Below are 15324 nucleotides of genomic sequence, written 5' to 3' on the forward strand. Positions count from 1 at the left end.
CTATCCGGCGTTGGCGGTCTTGGAGGAGAGGCCCGAGGTGGCGCTTGTGTCCGGCGCCTTCCATTCGACGGGTTTGACCTGCTGGCCGGCCCCGATGCGCTGAAACCCTTCCACGACCACGCGGTCGCCAGCTTCAAGGCCTGTCTCGATGACCCAGCGGCTCGTCATGGCGCGCCCCGTGGTCACGGTGCGCCGCTCGAGCTTTTCCTCGCCATTGACGATGAAGACGAAGGCCTTGCCGCCGCTGTCGCGCTGCACCGCCTGTTGCGGCACCGAAATCGCGTTGTTCTCGACACCCTGTTCGATCACGACGCGCACATACATGCCCGGCAGCAGGTCGCCATCCGGGTTGGGGAACTCGCCGCGCAGCGTGACCTGGCCGGTCGTGGGGTCGACGGTTGCCTCCGAGAACAGCAGCCGGCCGGTGTGCTCGTAGGGGGTTCCGTCATCGCGAACCAGCCCGACAGGGGCTTCGTCCACGGCGTTGGCCAGATCGCCGTTGCTCGTATAACGCCGCTTCAGCTCCAGCAATTCGGTCGCCGACTGGGTGAAGTCGGCGTAAACCGGGTCGAGCTGCTGGATGGTTGCAAGGCTCTCGCTGTTGGTGGGGCCGACAAGCGCGCCCTCGGTGATCAGTGCGCGGCCGATGCGGCCCGAAATCGGGGCCTTCACCTCGGAATATTCTAGATCGAGCTGGGCCGCGCGCAGGTTGGCGCGCGCCGAGGCGACGTCGGCGTCGGCCTGCGCCAGCATCGACACCGCGTTGTCGTATTGCTGCTGGGAAACCACCTTGCGCTGGCGCAGTTCTTCCTGCCGCCCGGCCTGCTGGCGCGCTTCGGTCTGGGCCGCTTCGGCGCGCTGCAGCGTGGCCTGCGCGCTTTCCACCTGCACCTGGAACTGCGCCGGGTCGATCCGGTAGAGCACGTCTCCCTGCTCGACCTGGCTACCCTGCGTGAACACGCGCTCCTGCACGATGCCGGCCACGCGCGGGCGCACTTCGGCGATGCGGGTCGCGGAAATGCGGCCCGGCAGGTTGTTGATGATCGGCAGGTTCTCGGCGCGCACCGTGACGATGCTGACCGACGGGGGCGGCGCCTGTGGTGCCTGCTGCGCCTGTCCGCTCTGCTCCTGTTCGCATGCGCCGAGCAGCAGCGAGAAACCGGCGATCACGACGAGCCGCGAGGCTCTGTGGCCGAGAGTGAAAATCGATTGCGACAATGGTGCTCTCCTTCGAGCAAGTCCTTGGACGCCGCGCTTTCTTTCGCGTCGGCGCGTCAACCGGATCAGTCGGGGTCTGTCTGTGGGTCCTGTCCGATCAGCCATTCGATGTCGCTGATGAGGCGACGCCGCTCGTCCTTGGTCCAGGTGTGCAGGTCGAAATAATCGAGTGTCTTGAGGCCTTCCGCAGCAAGGAAGGCGAGGAGGGCGCCGCGTGGCGACGTCGCCGTGCGACGAATCTCGTCGATGCGGGCGCTGTAGGATTCGCGGATCGGCTGGCGCAGGTCGGCTTCCTGGGCAAGCGCCGCGCACAGGCTGATCGCGACGGCCCGGTCCTCGTCCGCCACGCCGGCGGCAACCGTCGAGACACGGGCCTGGATCGCGCAGTCCGGACCGTCGCCGATCTTTTCGCGCATGGCGCGGAAGACGGACTCTTCCTCGCACACGCGCCGCGCGATCACGGCGCGGATGAGTTCGTGCTTGGTCTTGTAGTCGTAGAGTACGCTGGCCTTGCTGATGCCGGCCTCGGTGGCCACGGCATCAAGCGTCAGACGCGCGGCACCATCGCGCGTCACCACGCGCTGTGCGGCGTCCAGAACGGCGTCCCGGTCTATCGTGCGGGTGCGGCCCATGCCGTCATCCTTAGATTTCCAACCGGTTGGTTATATTGCAGCGCAAAAATACCCGTCAATGCCGCTGCCATGCCGGCACCGCAGGGCTGCGCCCGAGATTCTGCAATTGCGGCGCAACGATCGATCGTCCGGAAAACCGGCTGCCGGCTTCTTCCGCCTGTCGGATGATGAAGCGTCCGGCAGGCGAGGGCGCTTGTCACGCAAGCCGGGATTTGCATCTGTGACGCCGGTTGCAGGAGAAGGACAGCTGGCGAAATGACTGAATCGCAAACCGTGTTGGCGGCACTGGAAGACGGCCTGCTGACGCTGACGCTCAACCGTCCCGAGAAGCTCAATGCCTTCAACGAGGAGATGCACCTGGCGCTGCGTGCGCAGGTCGAGCGCGCGCACGCAGATGATGTCGTCCGCGCGGTTCTGCTGACAGGGGCCGGGCGCGCATTCTGCGCCGGTCAGGATCTCGGCGACCGTGACCCGCGAAAGGGCGGTCCGAGGCCCGACCTCTCCAACACGCTCGGCACCTTCTACCATCCGACACTCCGCCTGATCCGCCAGCTTGAAAAGCCGGTGGTCTGCGCGGTGAATGGCGTCGCCGCCGGTTCCGGCGCCAACGTGGCGCTCGCCTGCGACATCGTTATCGCCGCGAAGTCGGCCAGGTTCATCCAGTCGTTCGGCAGGCTCGGCCTCGTACCGGATGCGGGTGGTACGTGGTGGCTGGCGCGCGCGCTTGGCGAGCCGCGCGCTAAGGCGCTTGCCATGACCGCCGAACCGCTGATGGCCGAGACGGCTGCCGAATGGGGCCTGATCTGGAAGGCGGTTGAGGACGACGCGCTGATGGGCGAGGCGACGGAACTGGCTGCGAAGCTTGCTGCAGGCCCGACGCTGGGCCTCGGCCTCACCAAGACGCTGATTCAGGCCGCCGCGACCAACGATCTTGAAGCGCATCTGGAGACGGAGCGCGCCGTGCAGCAACGGGCCGGCTTCTCGGATGATTACGCCGAAGGCGTGACTGCGTTTCTTGAAAAGCGGTCGCCGGTGTTCAGGGGCAAATAGCCCGCCACTTCTGCCGAGCGTCGCATCGGGTGCAGCAATCATTGTGCTGCACGTCGGTTAGGGGAGGCAGAGCCGGAGCCCGTCTTTCGCTTGCGTCTGCGTTGACACAGGGATGCCGGGGCGGCTTGACGGTTCCGCACAGTGGAATTATTGCCCCGCGACCGGGGTCGCTCTGCGCGCCAAATCAAGCGCTTTGTACGCTCTATTCGGCTTGAACTGCGGGCGTTGTCGGACCATCAGGTTGCGAAACGACCGAACAACGATTTTCCGCACAGCGGAAGGGATATCCTGTTGTTTTCTTGACTTGCCTTTTGTCGCGCTGCTTTGGTGAGGCATGGCGCATGACGCGGAGAGAAACCTCTCCACGGCGTCCAAAAAGACAATCGCCACATGGGAGGTTCGGAAATATGAAACGTTTCACGATTGCTGCGGCCATCGCAGCGAGCGCGCTCGCATTCGCCATTCCGGCGAAGGCCGAGACGATGACGATGCTCACCAGCTGGGACGAGAGCTACAACGCCGTTCCGGTTTTCGCGCAGGAATTCGCCAAGCGCCTCACCGAGGAATCGAACGGTGAAATCACCGTCGAGCTGCGCGGTCCCGAGACCGTGCCGCCGTTCGAGCAGCTTCAGCCTGTCTCTGCCGGCCTGTTCAACATGCTGTTCACCCACGGTGCCTATCACCTTGGTGAAACGGCCATGGCATTCGGCATGGATGCCGTCACCGACGACCCGGCCGCGCGCCGCGACAGCGGCATCTTTGATGTCATTGATGCGCACTACCAGAAGCGCAACCTGAAGCTGATCGGCGTGTTCTCCGCAGCCTCCGGCTACCACATCCTGCTGAAGCAGCCGATTGGCGAGGACGGTGGTCTCGAAGGCCGCAAGATCCGCGCGTCCGGCACCTACCATGATCTCGTCAACGAGCTCGGTGGTTCGGTGGTGACCCTGCCGGCCAGCGAAATCTACTCCTCGCTCGAGCGCGGCGTCGTTGATGGTGCGGCCTGGCCGGTGTTCGGTGCCATGGACTACAAGTGGTTCGAAGTCGCCGATCACATGACGCGGCCCACCTTCGGCGTTACCAATCTCTCGCTGTTCATGAACCTCGACACCTGGAACGGCCTGTCGGAAGAGCAGCAGACGATGGTGACCGACATCGCCAAGGAACTGGAAGTCGAGGGCCGCAAGCACTTCGAAGGCCTGTGGGCCAAGGAAGACAAGGCCATGCAGGACGCCGGACTTGCCATCACCGAATTCGGCCCCGAGGTCGGCGACCGCATCGAAGGCATCTTTGCTGCCGGCGTGTGGAAGCAGGTGGAAGCCAAGGCCGGTGAAGACGGCAAGGCCTTCCATGACCTGGCGCTCGAAAAGAACCTCACCGCCGAGTGAGCGCAGCGTCTCCCATGCGTTGGCTGTTGAAGGCGCACGATGCGCTGACGGATGCGAGTTGTTGGGGGGCGACCCTTGCGGTCGCCTACCTGACGCTCGTCACCGCGTGGGAGGTATTCGGCCGATACGCACTTCAGGCGCCCAGCGACTGGGCGCCTGACACCGCCTCGGTTTCCTTCGCCATGATCACCTTTCTTGCCGCGCCGACGGTGACGCGCAACCTGGACCATGCGCGCATGAGCTTCGTCGTCGACAGTCTCCCCGCGCATGTGGGCGTATGGACCGGCAGGCTGGTCTACCTGGTCGCCGCGGCGACCTGTCTCCTGTGCGCCTGGTACGGAGCCCACGAGGCCGCGCGGCAGGTTTCGCGCGGGGTCAAGATGATCGCGGTGACACCGATCCCGAAATGGGTCGTCACCATCGTCATCGCCTACAGCCTTGCCAGCATGGCGGCCTACTTCCTGCGGCATCTCGCGGCAACGTTCACACGCCCGACTGCGCCTGCCGACACCACACAAACCGACAGTGTGCAAACCAACAGTGTGCCGCAGTGACCTGGTGGATCTTCCTCTCCGGCTCATTTGCCATGCTGCTCGTGCTGTTCGCCACGGGCCTGCCGATTTTCCTGTCGTTCCTGGTGCTCAATCTGGCGGCGCTGTACATGCTCAGCGGCAGCTTCGCGGGCGTGCTGCTCATCATCAACTCGATGTTCGACACCGGCACCAGTTTCTCGCTGGCCGCCATACCGCTGTTCATCCTGCTCGGTGAAATCCTGTTCCGGTCCGGCGCGGTCAACATCCTGTTCAACGCCGTCGATGCGCTGATCGGCAACATCCGCGCCCGCCTCTATGCAGTGGCGATTGTCCTTTCGACGATCTTCGGCGCGCTGTCTGGTTCGGCCATGGCGGTTGCCGCCATGATGGGATCGTCTCTGCTGCCGGAAATGCGCGCGCGCGGTTACGACCGCAATCTGTCGATTGGCGCGCTGCTGGCCGGGTCCAGCTTGGCGCCGATCATTCCGCCAAGCGTGATGGCGGTCGTGCTCGGTATCCTGTCGAAGGTTTCCATCGCCGAACTGCTGATCGCCGGCATCCTGCCCGGTCTGCTGCTGGCGGTTGCCTTTTTCATCTACCTGGTCATCCGCGGGCGCATCAATCCGGCGCTGGCGCCCCTCAGCAAGCGAGCCGACCTGCCGGGCCGTGAGCGCACCGTGATGGTAGCGCGCGCCCTGCCGTTCCTGCTCATCATCGCATCCATTCTCGGGTTCATCCTGGCGGGCATCGCCACCCCGACGGAGGCAGCGGCCGTCGGTTGCGTCACGGCCGTCATCATCTGCTCGCTGTTCGCCGATTTTAGCTTCAGCAAGCTGGTCTCCTGCCTGCGCTCAACCGCCAGCATCACCACGGTCATCACCATCATCATGGTGTCGTCGGTCTCGTTCAGCCAGGTGCTGAACATGAGCGGGGCGACCTTCAAGCTGGTCGCCGCCGTCACCGCACTCGACCTGCCACCCGCCGTCATGTTCGTGATGCTGCAGATCCTGCCGTTCGTGCTGTGCATGTTCATCGACCAGATCGCGCTTATGATCATGCTGGTCCCGCTCTATGCGCCCATCGTGCTGGCACTCGGCTTCGATCCGGTGTGGTTCTGGACCCTGTTCCTCATCAACATGTCCGTCGGCGGCATCACCCCACCCTTCGGCTACACACTGTTCGCGCTGCACGGCGTGACCAAGGACGTGCCGCTGCAGGCCATTTTCCGCTCGGTGCTGCCGTTCATCGGCATCTTCGCCCTGATGATCGCGCTGCTGGCATTGTTCCCCGACATCATTCTCTTCCTGCCTTCATTCCTGTGAGAGGACGACGCATCATGGATCTCGGCATTTCCGGTCTGAACGCACTTCTCCTCGGCAGCACGCAGGGGCTTGGCCTGTCCTGTGCGAAATCGCTGGCTGAAGCCGGCGTGCGCGTCGTCATCAACGGACGCGATGCCGAAAAGGCGAAGAAGGCGGCGGCCGATCTGGGCGGCGAGGCCCATGCGGTTGCTGGCGACGTCTCCGACCCTGCAGAGCGTCGCCGTATCGTTGAGGAAGCGCGAAAGCTTGCCGGGCCGATTTCCATTTTGGTGACCAATGCCGGCGGCCCCCCGCCCGGGCCGCTTGAAGAGCACAGCCACGAGGTCTGGCGAAAGGCGCTGGAGGGCAACATGCTCGCGGCAATCGATTTTGCGGGCTTGGTCCTGCCCGACATGCGCGCTGCAGGCTTTGGCCGCATCGTCAACGTCACCTCGTTCACCGTTCGCGAGCCGTATCCCAACATGGGCCTTGCGACCGGTGTGCGCGCCGGGCTGACCGGTGCCATGGCGAGCCTTGCGCGCGAGGTCGCGCGAGAGGGCATCACCGTGAACAACATCCTGCCGGGCCTGATGGACACCGGCGCGCTGCAACGCGTCTACGACGCGCAGGCTGCGCGCGAGGACATCACCCCGGAAGCCGCGAAGGCGCGCATGGCCGAAAGCGTTCCAATGGGGCGCCTCGGCGAGGCGGAAGACTTCGGTCCCGTCTGCGGTTTCCTGTGCTCGCGGCTCGCGGGCTACGTCACCGGCCAGAACATCACCGTTGATGGCGGCCTCGTGCGCGCCCTGATCTGACCACCACGAATACGAAAGAGGTTTCCCCATGAGGGACATGAACGCGCCGGACCTGACCATCGGTGTGATCGGCGCCGGTGCGATGGGCACCGGTATCGCGCAGGTTGCCGCGACCGGCGGCATCACGGTTCGCATGTTCGACACGCGCGACGGCGCGGCGGCAGCGTCCTGTGAAAGCATCGCCAAGCGCCTGGCGAAACGGGCAGGCGAGGGGAAGATGCCGCAAGAGGAGGCTGACGCGGCAAGTGCGCGGCTTCAACCCGCAGCAACCTTGCAGGACATGGCCGATTGCGCTGTCGTGGTCGAGGCGATCGTCGAGGACCTGGATATCAAGCAGGCGCTGTTCGCCGACCTTGAATCCATCGTCGCCGAGGACGCCATTCTCGCCTCCAACACGTCTTCCCTGCCGATCGGTGCCATCGCCGCGACGCTCGACAAGCAGGACCGCATCGCGGGTCTCCATTTCTTCAACCCCGTTCCGGTCATGAAGCTGGTCGAGGTCATTCGCGGACCGCAGACCACTGACGCGGTGATGGATGCGCTGGTTGCGCTGGGCAAGCGGCTCGGGCGCACGCCGGTGGTGGTGAAGGACGCGCCGGGCTTCCTCGTGAATTTTGGCGGTCGTGCCTACACGACAGAAGCGCTGGCCATCCTGCACGAAAACGTCGCCACGCCTGCACAGATCGACGCTGTGATGCGCGACGGGTTCGGCTTCCGCATGGGGCCCTTCGAACTGATGGACCTGACCGGGATGGACGTGAACTTCCCCGTCACGCGCTTCGTCCACGAAAGCTCGTTCGGCGACCCGCGCCTGCGGTCCACGCCGCTGCATCGCTACATGGTGGAAACCGGTCAGCTCGGCCGCAAAAGCGGGCAGGGCTTCTTCGCCTATGGCGAGGGCGCACAGGTGCCGAGCGCCGATACTACCAGCGATGCCGCACCGGCGGCAGCCGTCTTCGTGCATGGCGATGCGCCGGAGCTTGGTGCACTGGCCACCGAGTGCGGCGCCAACCTGCTTGACGCCGATGACGGCAAGGCCCCGATCCTTGCCGCACCTGTCGGCGAGGACTCGACCGCGTATGCCGCGCGCAACGGCATCGACCATCGCCGGCTGGTGTGTATCGACATGGTTCCCGACACGAGCAGGCGCGTCACACTGATGACCGCGCCGGGCGCAGACGAGGGTGTTCGTGCGTCGGTCGTATCCCTGCTGGCGACGCAGCGCGCGGTGACGGCCATCGCCGATTCACCCGGCTTCATCGGCCAGCGAATTTCCGCCATGGTTGCCAACCTCGGCTGCGAGATGGCCCAGATCGGCCTGGCGTCCCCGAGCGATATCGACCTCGCCATGCGGTTGGGGTTGAACTACCCGAAGGGTCCGCTGGAGCTTGCGGATGCGCTGGGTGCCGACGTGGTCCACACCATCCTGACGCAGGCGCAGGCGCTGAGCGGCGATGATCGCTACCGGCCCAGCCAGTGGCTGCGCCGCCGGGCCACCCTCGGGCTTCCCGCACAACAGATGTGATCAGTCCGTATGCAGGGCCGGTCCGAGCAGTTTCGCAACACCCTTGAGCGCATCGGCCAGTGTCGTGCGCATGGTCTGTTCCGAAATCGAGCCGGTCGCAACGGGTATGGTGAGGGCTGCATATTCGCCCTGGCTGTGGATCGGGACGGACACACCGCCGATCCCCGGGTTCCACATGTTGCGCACGATGGCGACACCGTCGCGCAGGCAGTCCTTCACCGCCGAGTTGAAGGTTTCCGGGTCCTGGCCGGTGCGCGTCATCTCCGCGCGAACCCGCGTCGACAGCATGCGCCGCTCGGTTTCCGGCAGCGCGGCAACCAGTGCGATACCGGCTGCAGAAACGGGGATGCGAAGTCGCCCGCCGGTGGCCAGACGCACGGCAACGAGGTTGCTTCCCTCGAACACCGCCACGAACGTGATGTGCAGCTTGTCGCGGATGGCGAGCGCCGCCGTTTCGCCCGTGGTCCGGCTGAGCTGTTCCAGGTGCGGGCGCGCCTGTTCGAGCAGCCGCATCCCGGCAAGGACAGGGTAGCCAAGCGTCAGGTTTTTCGGCGTCAGTTCGTATGCGCGATTGGAGCGGCTGAGCCGCACGTAGCCCATCACGACAAGCGTGTGCGTCAGCCGGCTGACGGTCGATGGCGCAAGCCCCGTCATCTCGGCAAGGTCGCCATTCGTCAGCGGTTTCTGCGCCCTGGAAAGGGATTCCAGCACGGCCAGCCCCCGCGCCAGCGCCTCGACGAATTGCCTGTCCTTGTCGCTCATGCCGCCGTCAAAACTATCCGCTGTGCGGAATGCCATTCCGCAGTTTCCGATTGCAGCATGCCCATTTTTTCCCGAAAGTCATCTGCAAAAAGGCGCGGACAGCAATTGCTGCCAGCAGGTCAAACCTGCGCCGCCATTGGATGGAACATCTCGCAAGGAGGTCGCGCCCATGCTCACGGGTGACATGTTGCGCCGCTCGGCAGAGCGCTTTCCGCAGAAACCGGCAATCCTTTGGGAAGGCCAGTCACTCAGCTACAGCGAGCTCGACCAGTCAGCCAACAAGCTGGCGAACGCGCTGATTGCCAGGAAGCTCACCAAGGGTGCCAAGGTCGGCATCATCAGCCGCAACCGCACCGAGTACGGCATCGCCTTCTTCGGCGTTGCGCGCTCCGGCGCTGTGCTGGTCAATGTCTCCGTGCTGTATGCGCCCGAGGAACTGGCCTACGTCCTTGCCAAGGCGGATATCGAACTGCTGTTCTACGAAGACATCTTCGCCGAGAAGGTCGAGGCCGTTCGCGAAAAACTTCCGAAGCTGAACGAGACCATCCGTATCGGCGGCGAGGGCGAGGACGCGTTCCGCAGCTTCTACGCCGATGCGTCCGACGAGCTTCCCGACGTCGGCATCGTCGAGGATGACCCCTTCTGCATGACCTATACCGGCGGCACGACGGGCCGCCCGAAGGGCGTGCTGTGCAGCCATCGCAACCGAATGATCACTGCGCACACGGTGATGGTGGAAGAAGCCATCGACGAGCGCGACGTGGTCGGCATCGTGACGCCCATGTTCCACGTCGCGGCGCTGAACATCATGTTCCAGCCGGCGATCCTGGCGGGCGCGACAACCACGCTTCTCAGCAAGTGGGATACGGGCGAATTCGCCGCCATGGCCAAGAAGACGGGCATGACGGCAGCCTTCATGGTGCCGACGCAGGTTTCCATGGTGGTGGCCGACCCCGGCTTCGACGCGGCCAATTTCGCGACCTGGCGGAAACTCTCGTTCGCCGGTGCACCGATGCCCGACTGGGTGCAGGTGGAGATGCTCAAGGTGCTGCCGGACGTGAAGATGACGCAGATTTACGGGCAGTCCGAAATGGGCGTGCTCACCTCGCTGCGCCACTGGAACCTGCCGGAGAAGCTCGGCTCCATCGGGCGCCAGGCCTACAATGTCGACGTCGCGATCATCGACCAGGACGGCAATCACGTCGAGGTCGGCGAAATCGGCGAGATCGTCTCGCGCGGCGAGAACGTCATGCTGGAATATTATAACGAGCCGGAGCAGACGGAGGCCTTCTGGAAGCATGGCTGGGCCCATACCGGCGACGTCGGCACCATCGACGCGGATGGCTTCATCACGCTCGTTGATCGCTCCAAGGACATGATCATTTCCGGGGGCGAGAACATCTATCCCAAGGAAATCGAGAACGCGATCTACGACCACCCGGCTGTCGCAGAATGCGCGGTCTTCGGCATCCCCGATGACAAGTGGGGCGAAGTGCCGGCCGCCTACGTGATGCTGAAAGCCGACCAGTCCCTCAGTGAAGAGGAGCTTGTCGAGCACTGTGCCGAGCGGCTCGCCCGCTTCAAGCGGCCACAACTGGTGAAGTTCGTCGAGACATTCCCGAAGACTCCCATCGGAAAAATCCAGAAGAACATCCTGCGTGAGCCCTTCTGGAACGACAGAGAGAAGAAGATATGACCGACCGCTATGCCAAGTACCAGCGACTGAAGTTCGACTGGCCGGAAGAGCGCATCCTGCGCATCACCATGGAAAATCCCGGTCGGCTCAATTCCGCTGACCGGATCATGCACGGTGAGCTCGTCGAGATCTGGCGCGACATCGACAGTGATCCCAACGTGAGCGCAGCCATCATCCGCGGCGCGGGCGAGGCGTTCTCTGCCGGTGGTGACCTCGACCTCGTCAAGGAGATGACCGAGGACTTCGACACGTTGACCCGCGTGTGGAAGGAAGCCCGCGACCTCGTGTACAACCTGGTCAACTGCTCCAAGCCGCTGGTCTCCGCGATGGAAGGCCCGGCAGTCGGCGCTGGCCTCGTCGCCGGTCTGCTGGCAGACATCTCCATCGCATCGCGCAGCGCCCGTATCATCGACGGCCATACCCGCCTCGGTGTTGCAGCGGGCGACCACGCGGCGATTGTCTGGCCGCTGCTGTGCGGTCTGGCGAAGTCCAAGTACTACCTGATGCTGTGCGAGCCGGTGAGCGGCGAAGAGGCGGAGCGCATCGGTCTCGTGTCGCTGTGCACCGAGCCGGAAGACCTGCACGACAAGGCGCTGGAAGTCGCGCGCAAGCTGGCGGCCGGTTCACCCACCGCCCTGCGCTGGACGAAGTACGCGCTCAACAACTGGCTGCGTATGGCCGGCCCGACCTTCGACACCTCGCTGGCGCTCGAATTCATGGGCTTCAAGGGTCCCGACGTTCAGGAGGGCCTCGCCTCGCTGCGCGAAAAGCGCAAGCCGAACTTCACCCCCAACTGCCCGCTGTGAGGTCATCCATGCAAGAGGCCTACATCTGTGCCGGCGTCCGCACGCCGATTGGTCGATACGGCGGCGCGCTGTCCTCGGTGCGCACCGACGACCTGGCGACTGTCCCGCTGCGTGCGCTCATGGAGCGCCACGGATCGGTCGACTGGGACGCCGTCGATGACGTGATCCTTGGCTGCGCCAATCAGGCGGGCGAGGACAACCGCAACGTGGGCCGCATGGCGGCGCTGTTGGCCGGCCTGCCGGAGAGCGTGCCAGGTGTCACCGTCAACCGGTTGTGCGGTTCGGGTCTCGATGCGGTCGGCATGGCTGCGCGCGCCATCCGTGCCGGTGAGGCCGACCTGATGATCGCGGGCGGAGTTGAATCCATGTCGCGCGCGCCGTTCGTCATGCCGAAGGCCGAGACGGGCTTCTCGCGCAATGCCGAGATCTTCGACACCACCATCGGCTGGCGCTTCGTCAACCCGGTGATGAAGAAGCAGCACGGCATCGATTCCATGCCCGAGACGGCGGAGAACGTTGCCGCAGACCACAAGGTCGCGCGTGAGGACCAAGACGCTTTTGCGCTGCGCAGCCAGCAGCGTGCGCTCAAGGCGCAAGAATCCGGTCGGTTCGCCCGCGAGATTGTTCCCGTCACCATTCCCCAGCGCAAGGGTGATGCAATCGAGGTGTCCACCGATGAGCATCCGCGTGACACGACGCTTGAAAAGCTCGCCAGCCTGAAGACACCGTTCCGCGCCGAAGGCAGCGTGACGGCGGGCAATGCGTCGGGCGTCAATGATGGCGCGGCCGCGCTCATCATCGCGTCGGAGGACGCCGCCAAGAAACACGGCCTCGTGCCGGTTGCCCGCATCCTCGGCATGGCGGCTGCCGGCGTGCCGGCCCGCGTCATGGGCATCGGCCCGGTGCCGGCCAGCCGGAAGCTTCTCGACCGCCTCGGCCTGACGATCTCGGACATGGACATCATCGAGCTGAACGAGGCCTTCGCCGCGCAGGCACTCGCCGTGCTGCGCGAACTGGGCCTGCCGGACGACGCCGATCACGTGAACCCCAATGGCGGCGCCATCGCGCTTGGCCATCCGCTCGGCATGTCGGGCGCGCGACTTGCGCTGACCGCGACGCAGGAACTGGCGGAACGCAAGGTCAAGCGGGCACTGTGCACCATGTGCGTCGGTGTCGGGCAGGGCGTTGCACTTGCACTGGAGCATGTCGGATGAGCGAGATCGTTCTGCTTGAAAGGCCCGAGCCGGGCATCGCAATCGTCAGGCTCAACCGCCCGGACGTGCGCAACGCGCTCAACCTCGCCATCCGCAAGGACATGGCCAAGGTCTTCCGCTCCTTCGCCGACGATCCGGACTTGCGCTGCGTGGTCCTGACCGGCAACGAGGAATCCTTCGCTGCCGGTGCCGACATCCAGGACATGTCGGAGCTCGACGCCGTCGCCATGTACCAGCGCCACACGGAACGGCTGTGGCAAGCCGTGGGCGACTGTCCCGTCCCGGTCATCGCCGCCGTCAGCGGCTTCGCGCTGGGTGGCGGGCTGGAACTCGCAATGCATGCCGACATCATCGTTGCAGGTCGTGGCGCACGCCTCGGCCAGCCCGAGGTGAAGGTCGGCATCATGCCGGGCGCCGGCGGGACCCAGCGCCTGACGCGCGCGGTCGGCAAGTTCCGCGCCATGCTGCTCTGCCTGACCGGCAAGATCATCGACGGCGAGGAAGCCTATTCGATGGGGCTGGTCAGCGAACTGGTCGATGACGACCAGGTCATGTCGCGGGCGACCGAGCTTGCCGGCCAGATCGCCAAGCTTCCGCCGATTGCGGTTGCACAGATCAAGGAAGTCATCCTTGCGGGTCCCGATGCGCCGCTCTCGACTGCGCTGGCACTGGAGCGCAAGGCCGTGCAACTGCTTTTCGCCACCCGCGACAAGCAGGAGGGCATGAGCGCCTTCCTCGACAAGCGCAAGCCGCAGTTCACCGGTTCCTGAGCCACTGAAGCTCCGGCCACGCGCGTTCGCCCAAGGCCGGGTCGGCACAGAAGCGCGATCCGCGTGAAGCCGGACTTGCACACGAAGCCGTTCGCCAAAACGGCTTCGTGACCTTTTGCACGCCTCGCAATGCGTGCCTGTTTCCCGTTCCCTGACAAGGCCTAGTCGAGAGGTCACAACACGGACAGTCCGAGTGATCGGTCTGTCCGCCGTCTTCGGCTGCCAGCGGCACCGAAGGCAAGGCAGGGGCGTGTAACCTCTGCAGTTTTCCTTGCTGCCAGACTCCCTTCAAACAGGGCGACGTCGCGATGCCCCCTCATGCCGCTGCGCAATTTGTTCGCTTTGAGTGCCGGGAATTTCCGCAAAAGGGCCCGAAATTAAACGTGGACAGCGCGCACAAAAATGCAAAACTGCACAGATATCCCCAAGCCTGCAGGGATCGTGCAGGCATTCGGAACGCGTCATGGGAATGGCCGGCATCCCTCAGGTCAGACCCTCGGCACAACGATTTCGGCACCAACAAGGAGACGACAATGAAGAGCTGGACCAAATTCATGGCGGTTTCTCTCGCCGCCGTTGGCATGGCGACCGCAGCCTCGGCCGACGAGCTCACCGTCTACACCGCACTCGAGGAAGAAGAAATCGCCGCCTATGTCGAGGCCGCCCAGAAGGCGATGCCCGACACCGAGATCAATGTGCTGCGCCTGTCCACCGGCAAGCTGGGTGCGCGTCTTCTCGCGGAAGCCGGCAACCCGCAGGCCGACGTGATCTGGGGCTGGGCGGTCAGTGCCATGATGGACCCGCAGATTCTCGCGATGCTGGAATCCTATGAAGCCAAGGGCGTCGATGTTCTGCCCGACACGTTCCGCAGTGCAGAGGGCAAGTGGTTCGCGCCGATCGGCTACATGGGAGCGTTCTGCGTGAACACCGCGCGCCTGGAGGAAAAGGGCCTGCCCATGCCCAAGAGCTGGAAGGACCTCGAAAACCCGGCCTTCAAGGGCGAGTTGCTGATGCCGGACCCGAATTCCTCCGGCACGGGCTATCTCCACGTGAATGCCGTCCTGCAGAGCATGGGCGAGGAAGCCGGCTGGGCGCAGCTTGAGGCCATCGACCCGAACATGGCGCAGTACACGTCGTCCGGCTCCAAGCCCTGCAAGTCCGCGCGCGTGGGCGAATACACGGTGGGCATCTCGCTGGCCTTCACCGCGATGCAGTCCATCGAGGAAGGCTACCCGCTCGCCATGGTCTTCCCCGAAGGCGGGGTCGGCTATGAACTCGAAGCCTCCGGCCTGATGGCAAGCTCCGACAACAAGGAAGCCGCGAAGGCCTTCCTCGACTGGACCATGTCGGAGGAGGCGATCGGCCTCTACCAGAAATACAAGGCGCTCATCACCGTGCCGGGCGTCGATGCTTCGAAGGCTGCCGAGGCTGCCGGCCTGCCGGCTGACATCTCGACCGTTCTGGCGGACATCGACTTCGTCAAGGCTGCCAAGGACCAGTCAGCCGTCAAGGAAACCTGGAAGGAAAAGCTGGGCCGCTAAGAGCAACCCTTGGGCGGCACGCGTTGCCGCCCATCTGCTGCCGCCCATTTGCTGCCACCACGCGGGGTCTCCT

The 15324-nt window shown here is 64.6% G+C and carries 14 protein-coding genes; 11 read left to right on the forward strand and 3 right to left on the reverse strand.

The window, feature by feature from the left end:
- Together ACKTEK_RS04845 and ACKTEK_RS04850 are read right to left on the reverse strand one after the other, a co-directional pair.
- Positions 1–1218 (reverse strand): efflux RND transporter periplasmic adaptor subunit, encoded by a 1218-nt coding sequence (locus tag ACKTEK_RS04845; RefSeq protein WP_409164111.1) that lies wholly within the window; start codon positions 1216–1218, stop codon positions 1–3.
- A 65-nt stretch (positions 1219–1283) separates the two neighbouring features.
- Entirely contained in the window at positions 1284–1850 is a 567-nt protein-coding gene (locus tag ACKTEK_RS04850) for a TetR/AcrR family transcriptional regulator (protein ID WP_409164112.1), read from the reverse strand.
- Positions 1851–2105: 255 nt separating this feature from the next.
- Between ACKTEK_RS04850 and paaG the strand changes: the two genes are divergently transcribed.
- From paaG to ACKTEK_RS04880, 6 genes are all read left to right on the forward strand, one after another.
- The gene (gene paaG / locus ACKTEK_RS04855; protein WP_409164113.1) at positions 2106–2900 is read left to right on the forward strand and encodes a 2-(1,2-epoxy-1,2-dihydrophenyl)acetyl-CoA isomerase PaaG; all 795 of its coding nucleotides are present in this window, start codon (positions 2106–2108) and stop codon (positions 2898–2900) included.
- Between the two features lie 407 nt (positions 2901–3307).
- Positions 3308–4288: a TRAP transporter substrate-binding protein DctP gene (gene dctP / locus ACKTEK_RS04860; protein WP_409164114.1), complete on the forward strand. Its 981-nt coding sequence runs from the start codon at positions 3308–3310 to the stop codon at positions 4286–4288.
- Between the two features lie 14 nt (positions 4289–4302).
- The gene (locus tag ACKTEK_RS04865; RefSeq protein ID WP_409164115.1) at positions 4303–4842 is read left to right on the forward strand and encodes a TRAP transporter small permease; all 540 of its coding nucleotides are present in this window, start codon (positions 4303–4305) and stop codon (positions 4840–4842) included.
- Complete coding sequence (locus tag ACKTEK_RS04870; RefSeq protein WP_409164116.1) at positions 4839–6143, forward strand: TRAP transporter large permease subunit; 1305 nt, start codon at positions 4839–4841, stop codon at positions 6141–6143. The genes ACKTEK_RS04865 and ACKTEK_RS04870 overlap by 4 nt, the downstream gene beginning before the upstream one ends.
- Before the next feature lie 14 nt (positions 6144–6157).
- Positions 6158–6937 (forward strand): SDR family oxidoreductase, encoded by a 780-nt coding sequence (locus tag ACKTEK_RS04875; protein WP_409164117.1) that lies wholly within the window; start codon positions 6158–6160, stop codon positions 6935–6937.
- A gap of 28 nt (positions 6938–6965) precedes the next feature.
- Positions 6966–8462 carry a 3-hydroxyacyl-CoA dehydrogenase gene (locus ACKTEK_RS04880; RefSeq protein ID WP_409164118.1) on the forward strand — a complete coding sequence of 499 codons (1497 nt, stop codon included), beginning with the start codon at positions 6966–6968 and terminating at the stop codon, positions 8460–8462.
- Here the strand turns inward: ACKTEK_RS04880 and ACKTEK_RS04885 are convergent, their stop codons facing one another.
- Positions 8463–9260, reverse strand: coding sequence for an IclR family transcriptional regulator (locus ACKTEK_RS04885; RefSeq protein WP_409164119.1), 798 nt, complete (start codon positions 9258–9260; stop codon positions 8463–8465).
- A gap of 133 nt (positions 9261–9393) precedes the next feature.
- Between ACKTEK_RS04885 and ACKTEK_RS04890 the strand changes: the two genes are divergently transcribed.
- The 5 genes from ACKTEK_RS04890 to ACKTEK_RS04910 all read left to right on the forward strand — a co-directional run bounded on the left by ACKTEK_RS04890 (position 9394) and on the right by ACKTEK_RS04910 (position 15251).
- The gene (locus ACKTEK_RS04890; protein ID WP_409164120.1) at positions 9394–10920 is read left to right on the forward strand and encodes a class I adenylate-forming enzyme family protein; all 1527 of its coding nucleotides are present in this window, start codon (positions 9394–9396) and stop codon (positions 10918–10920) included.
- Positions 10917–11726 carry an enoyl-CoA hydratase/isomerase family protein gene (locus ACKTEK_RS04895; RefSeq protein ID WP_409164121.1) on the forward strand — a complete coding sequence of 270 codons (810 nt, stop codon included), beginning with the start codon at positions 10917–10919 and terminating at the stop codon, positions 11724–11726. Before ACKTEK_RS04890 ends, ACKTEK_RS04895 begins: the two co-directional genes overlap by 4 nt.
- A gap of 8 nt (positions 11727–11734) precedes the next feature.
- Positions 11735–12940, forward strand: a complete 1206-nt coding sequence (pcaF, locus tag ACKTEK_RS04900; RefSeq protein WP_409164122.1) for a 3-oxoadipyl-CoA thiolase — start codon at positions 11735–11737, stop codon at positions 12938–12940.
- The gene (locus ACKTEK_RS04905; RefSeq protein WP_409164123.1) at positions 12937–13710 is read left to right on the forward strand and encodes an enoyl-CoA hydratase; all 774 of its coding nucleotides are present in this window, start codon (positions 12937–12939) and stop codon (positions 13708–13710) included. The genes pcaF and ACKTEK_RS04905 overlap by 4 nt, the downstream gene beginning before the upstream one ends.
- 533 nt (positions 13711–14243) lie before the next feature.
- Positions 14244–15251, forward strand: a complete 1008-nt coding sequence (locus ACKTEK_RS04910; protein ID WP_409164124.1) for an ABC transporter substrate-binding protein — start codon at positions 14244–14246, stop codon at positions 15249–15251.
- Positions 15252–15324: the final 73 nt, after the last annotated feature.

The sequence above is a fragment of the Tepidamorphus sp. 3E244 genome, from assembly GCF_046159835.1.
Lineage (GTDB): Bacteria > Pseudomonadota > Alphaproteobacteria > Rhizobiales > Tepidamorphaceae > JACKJK01.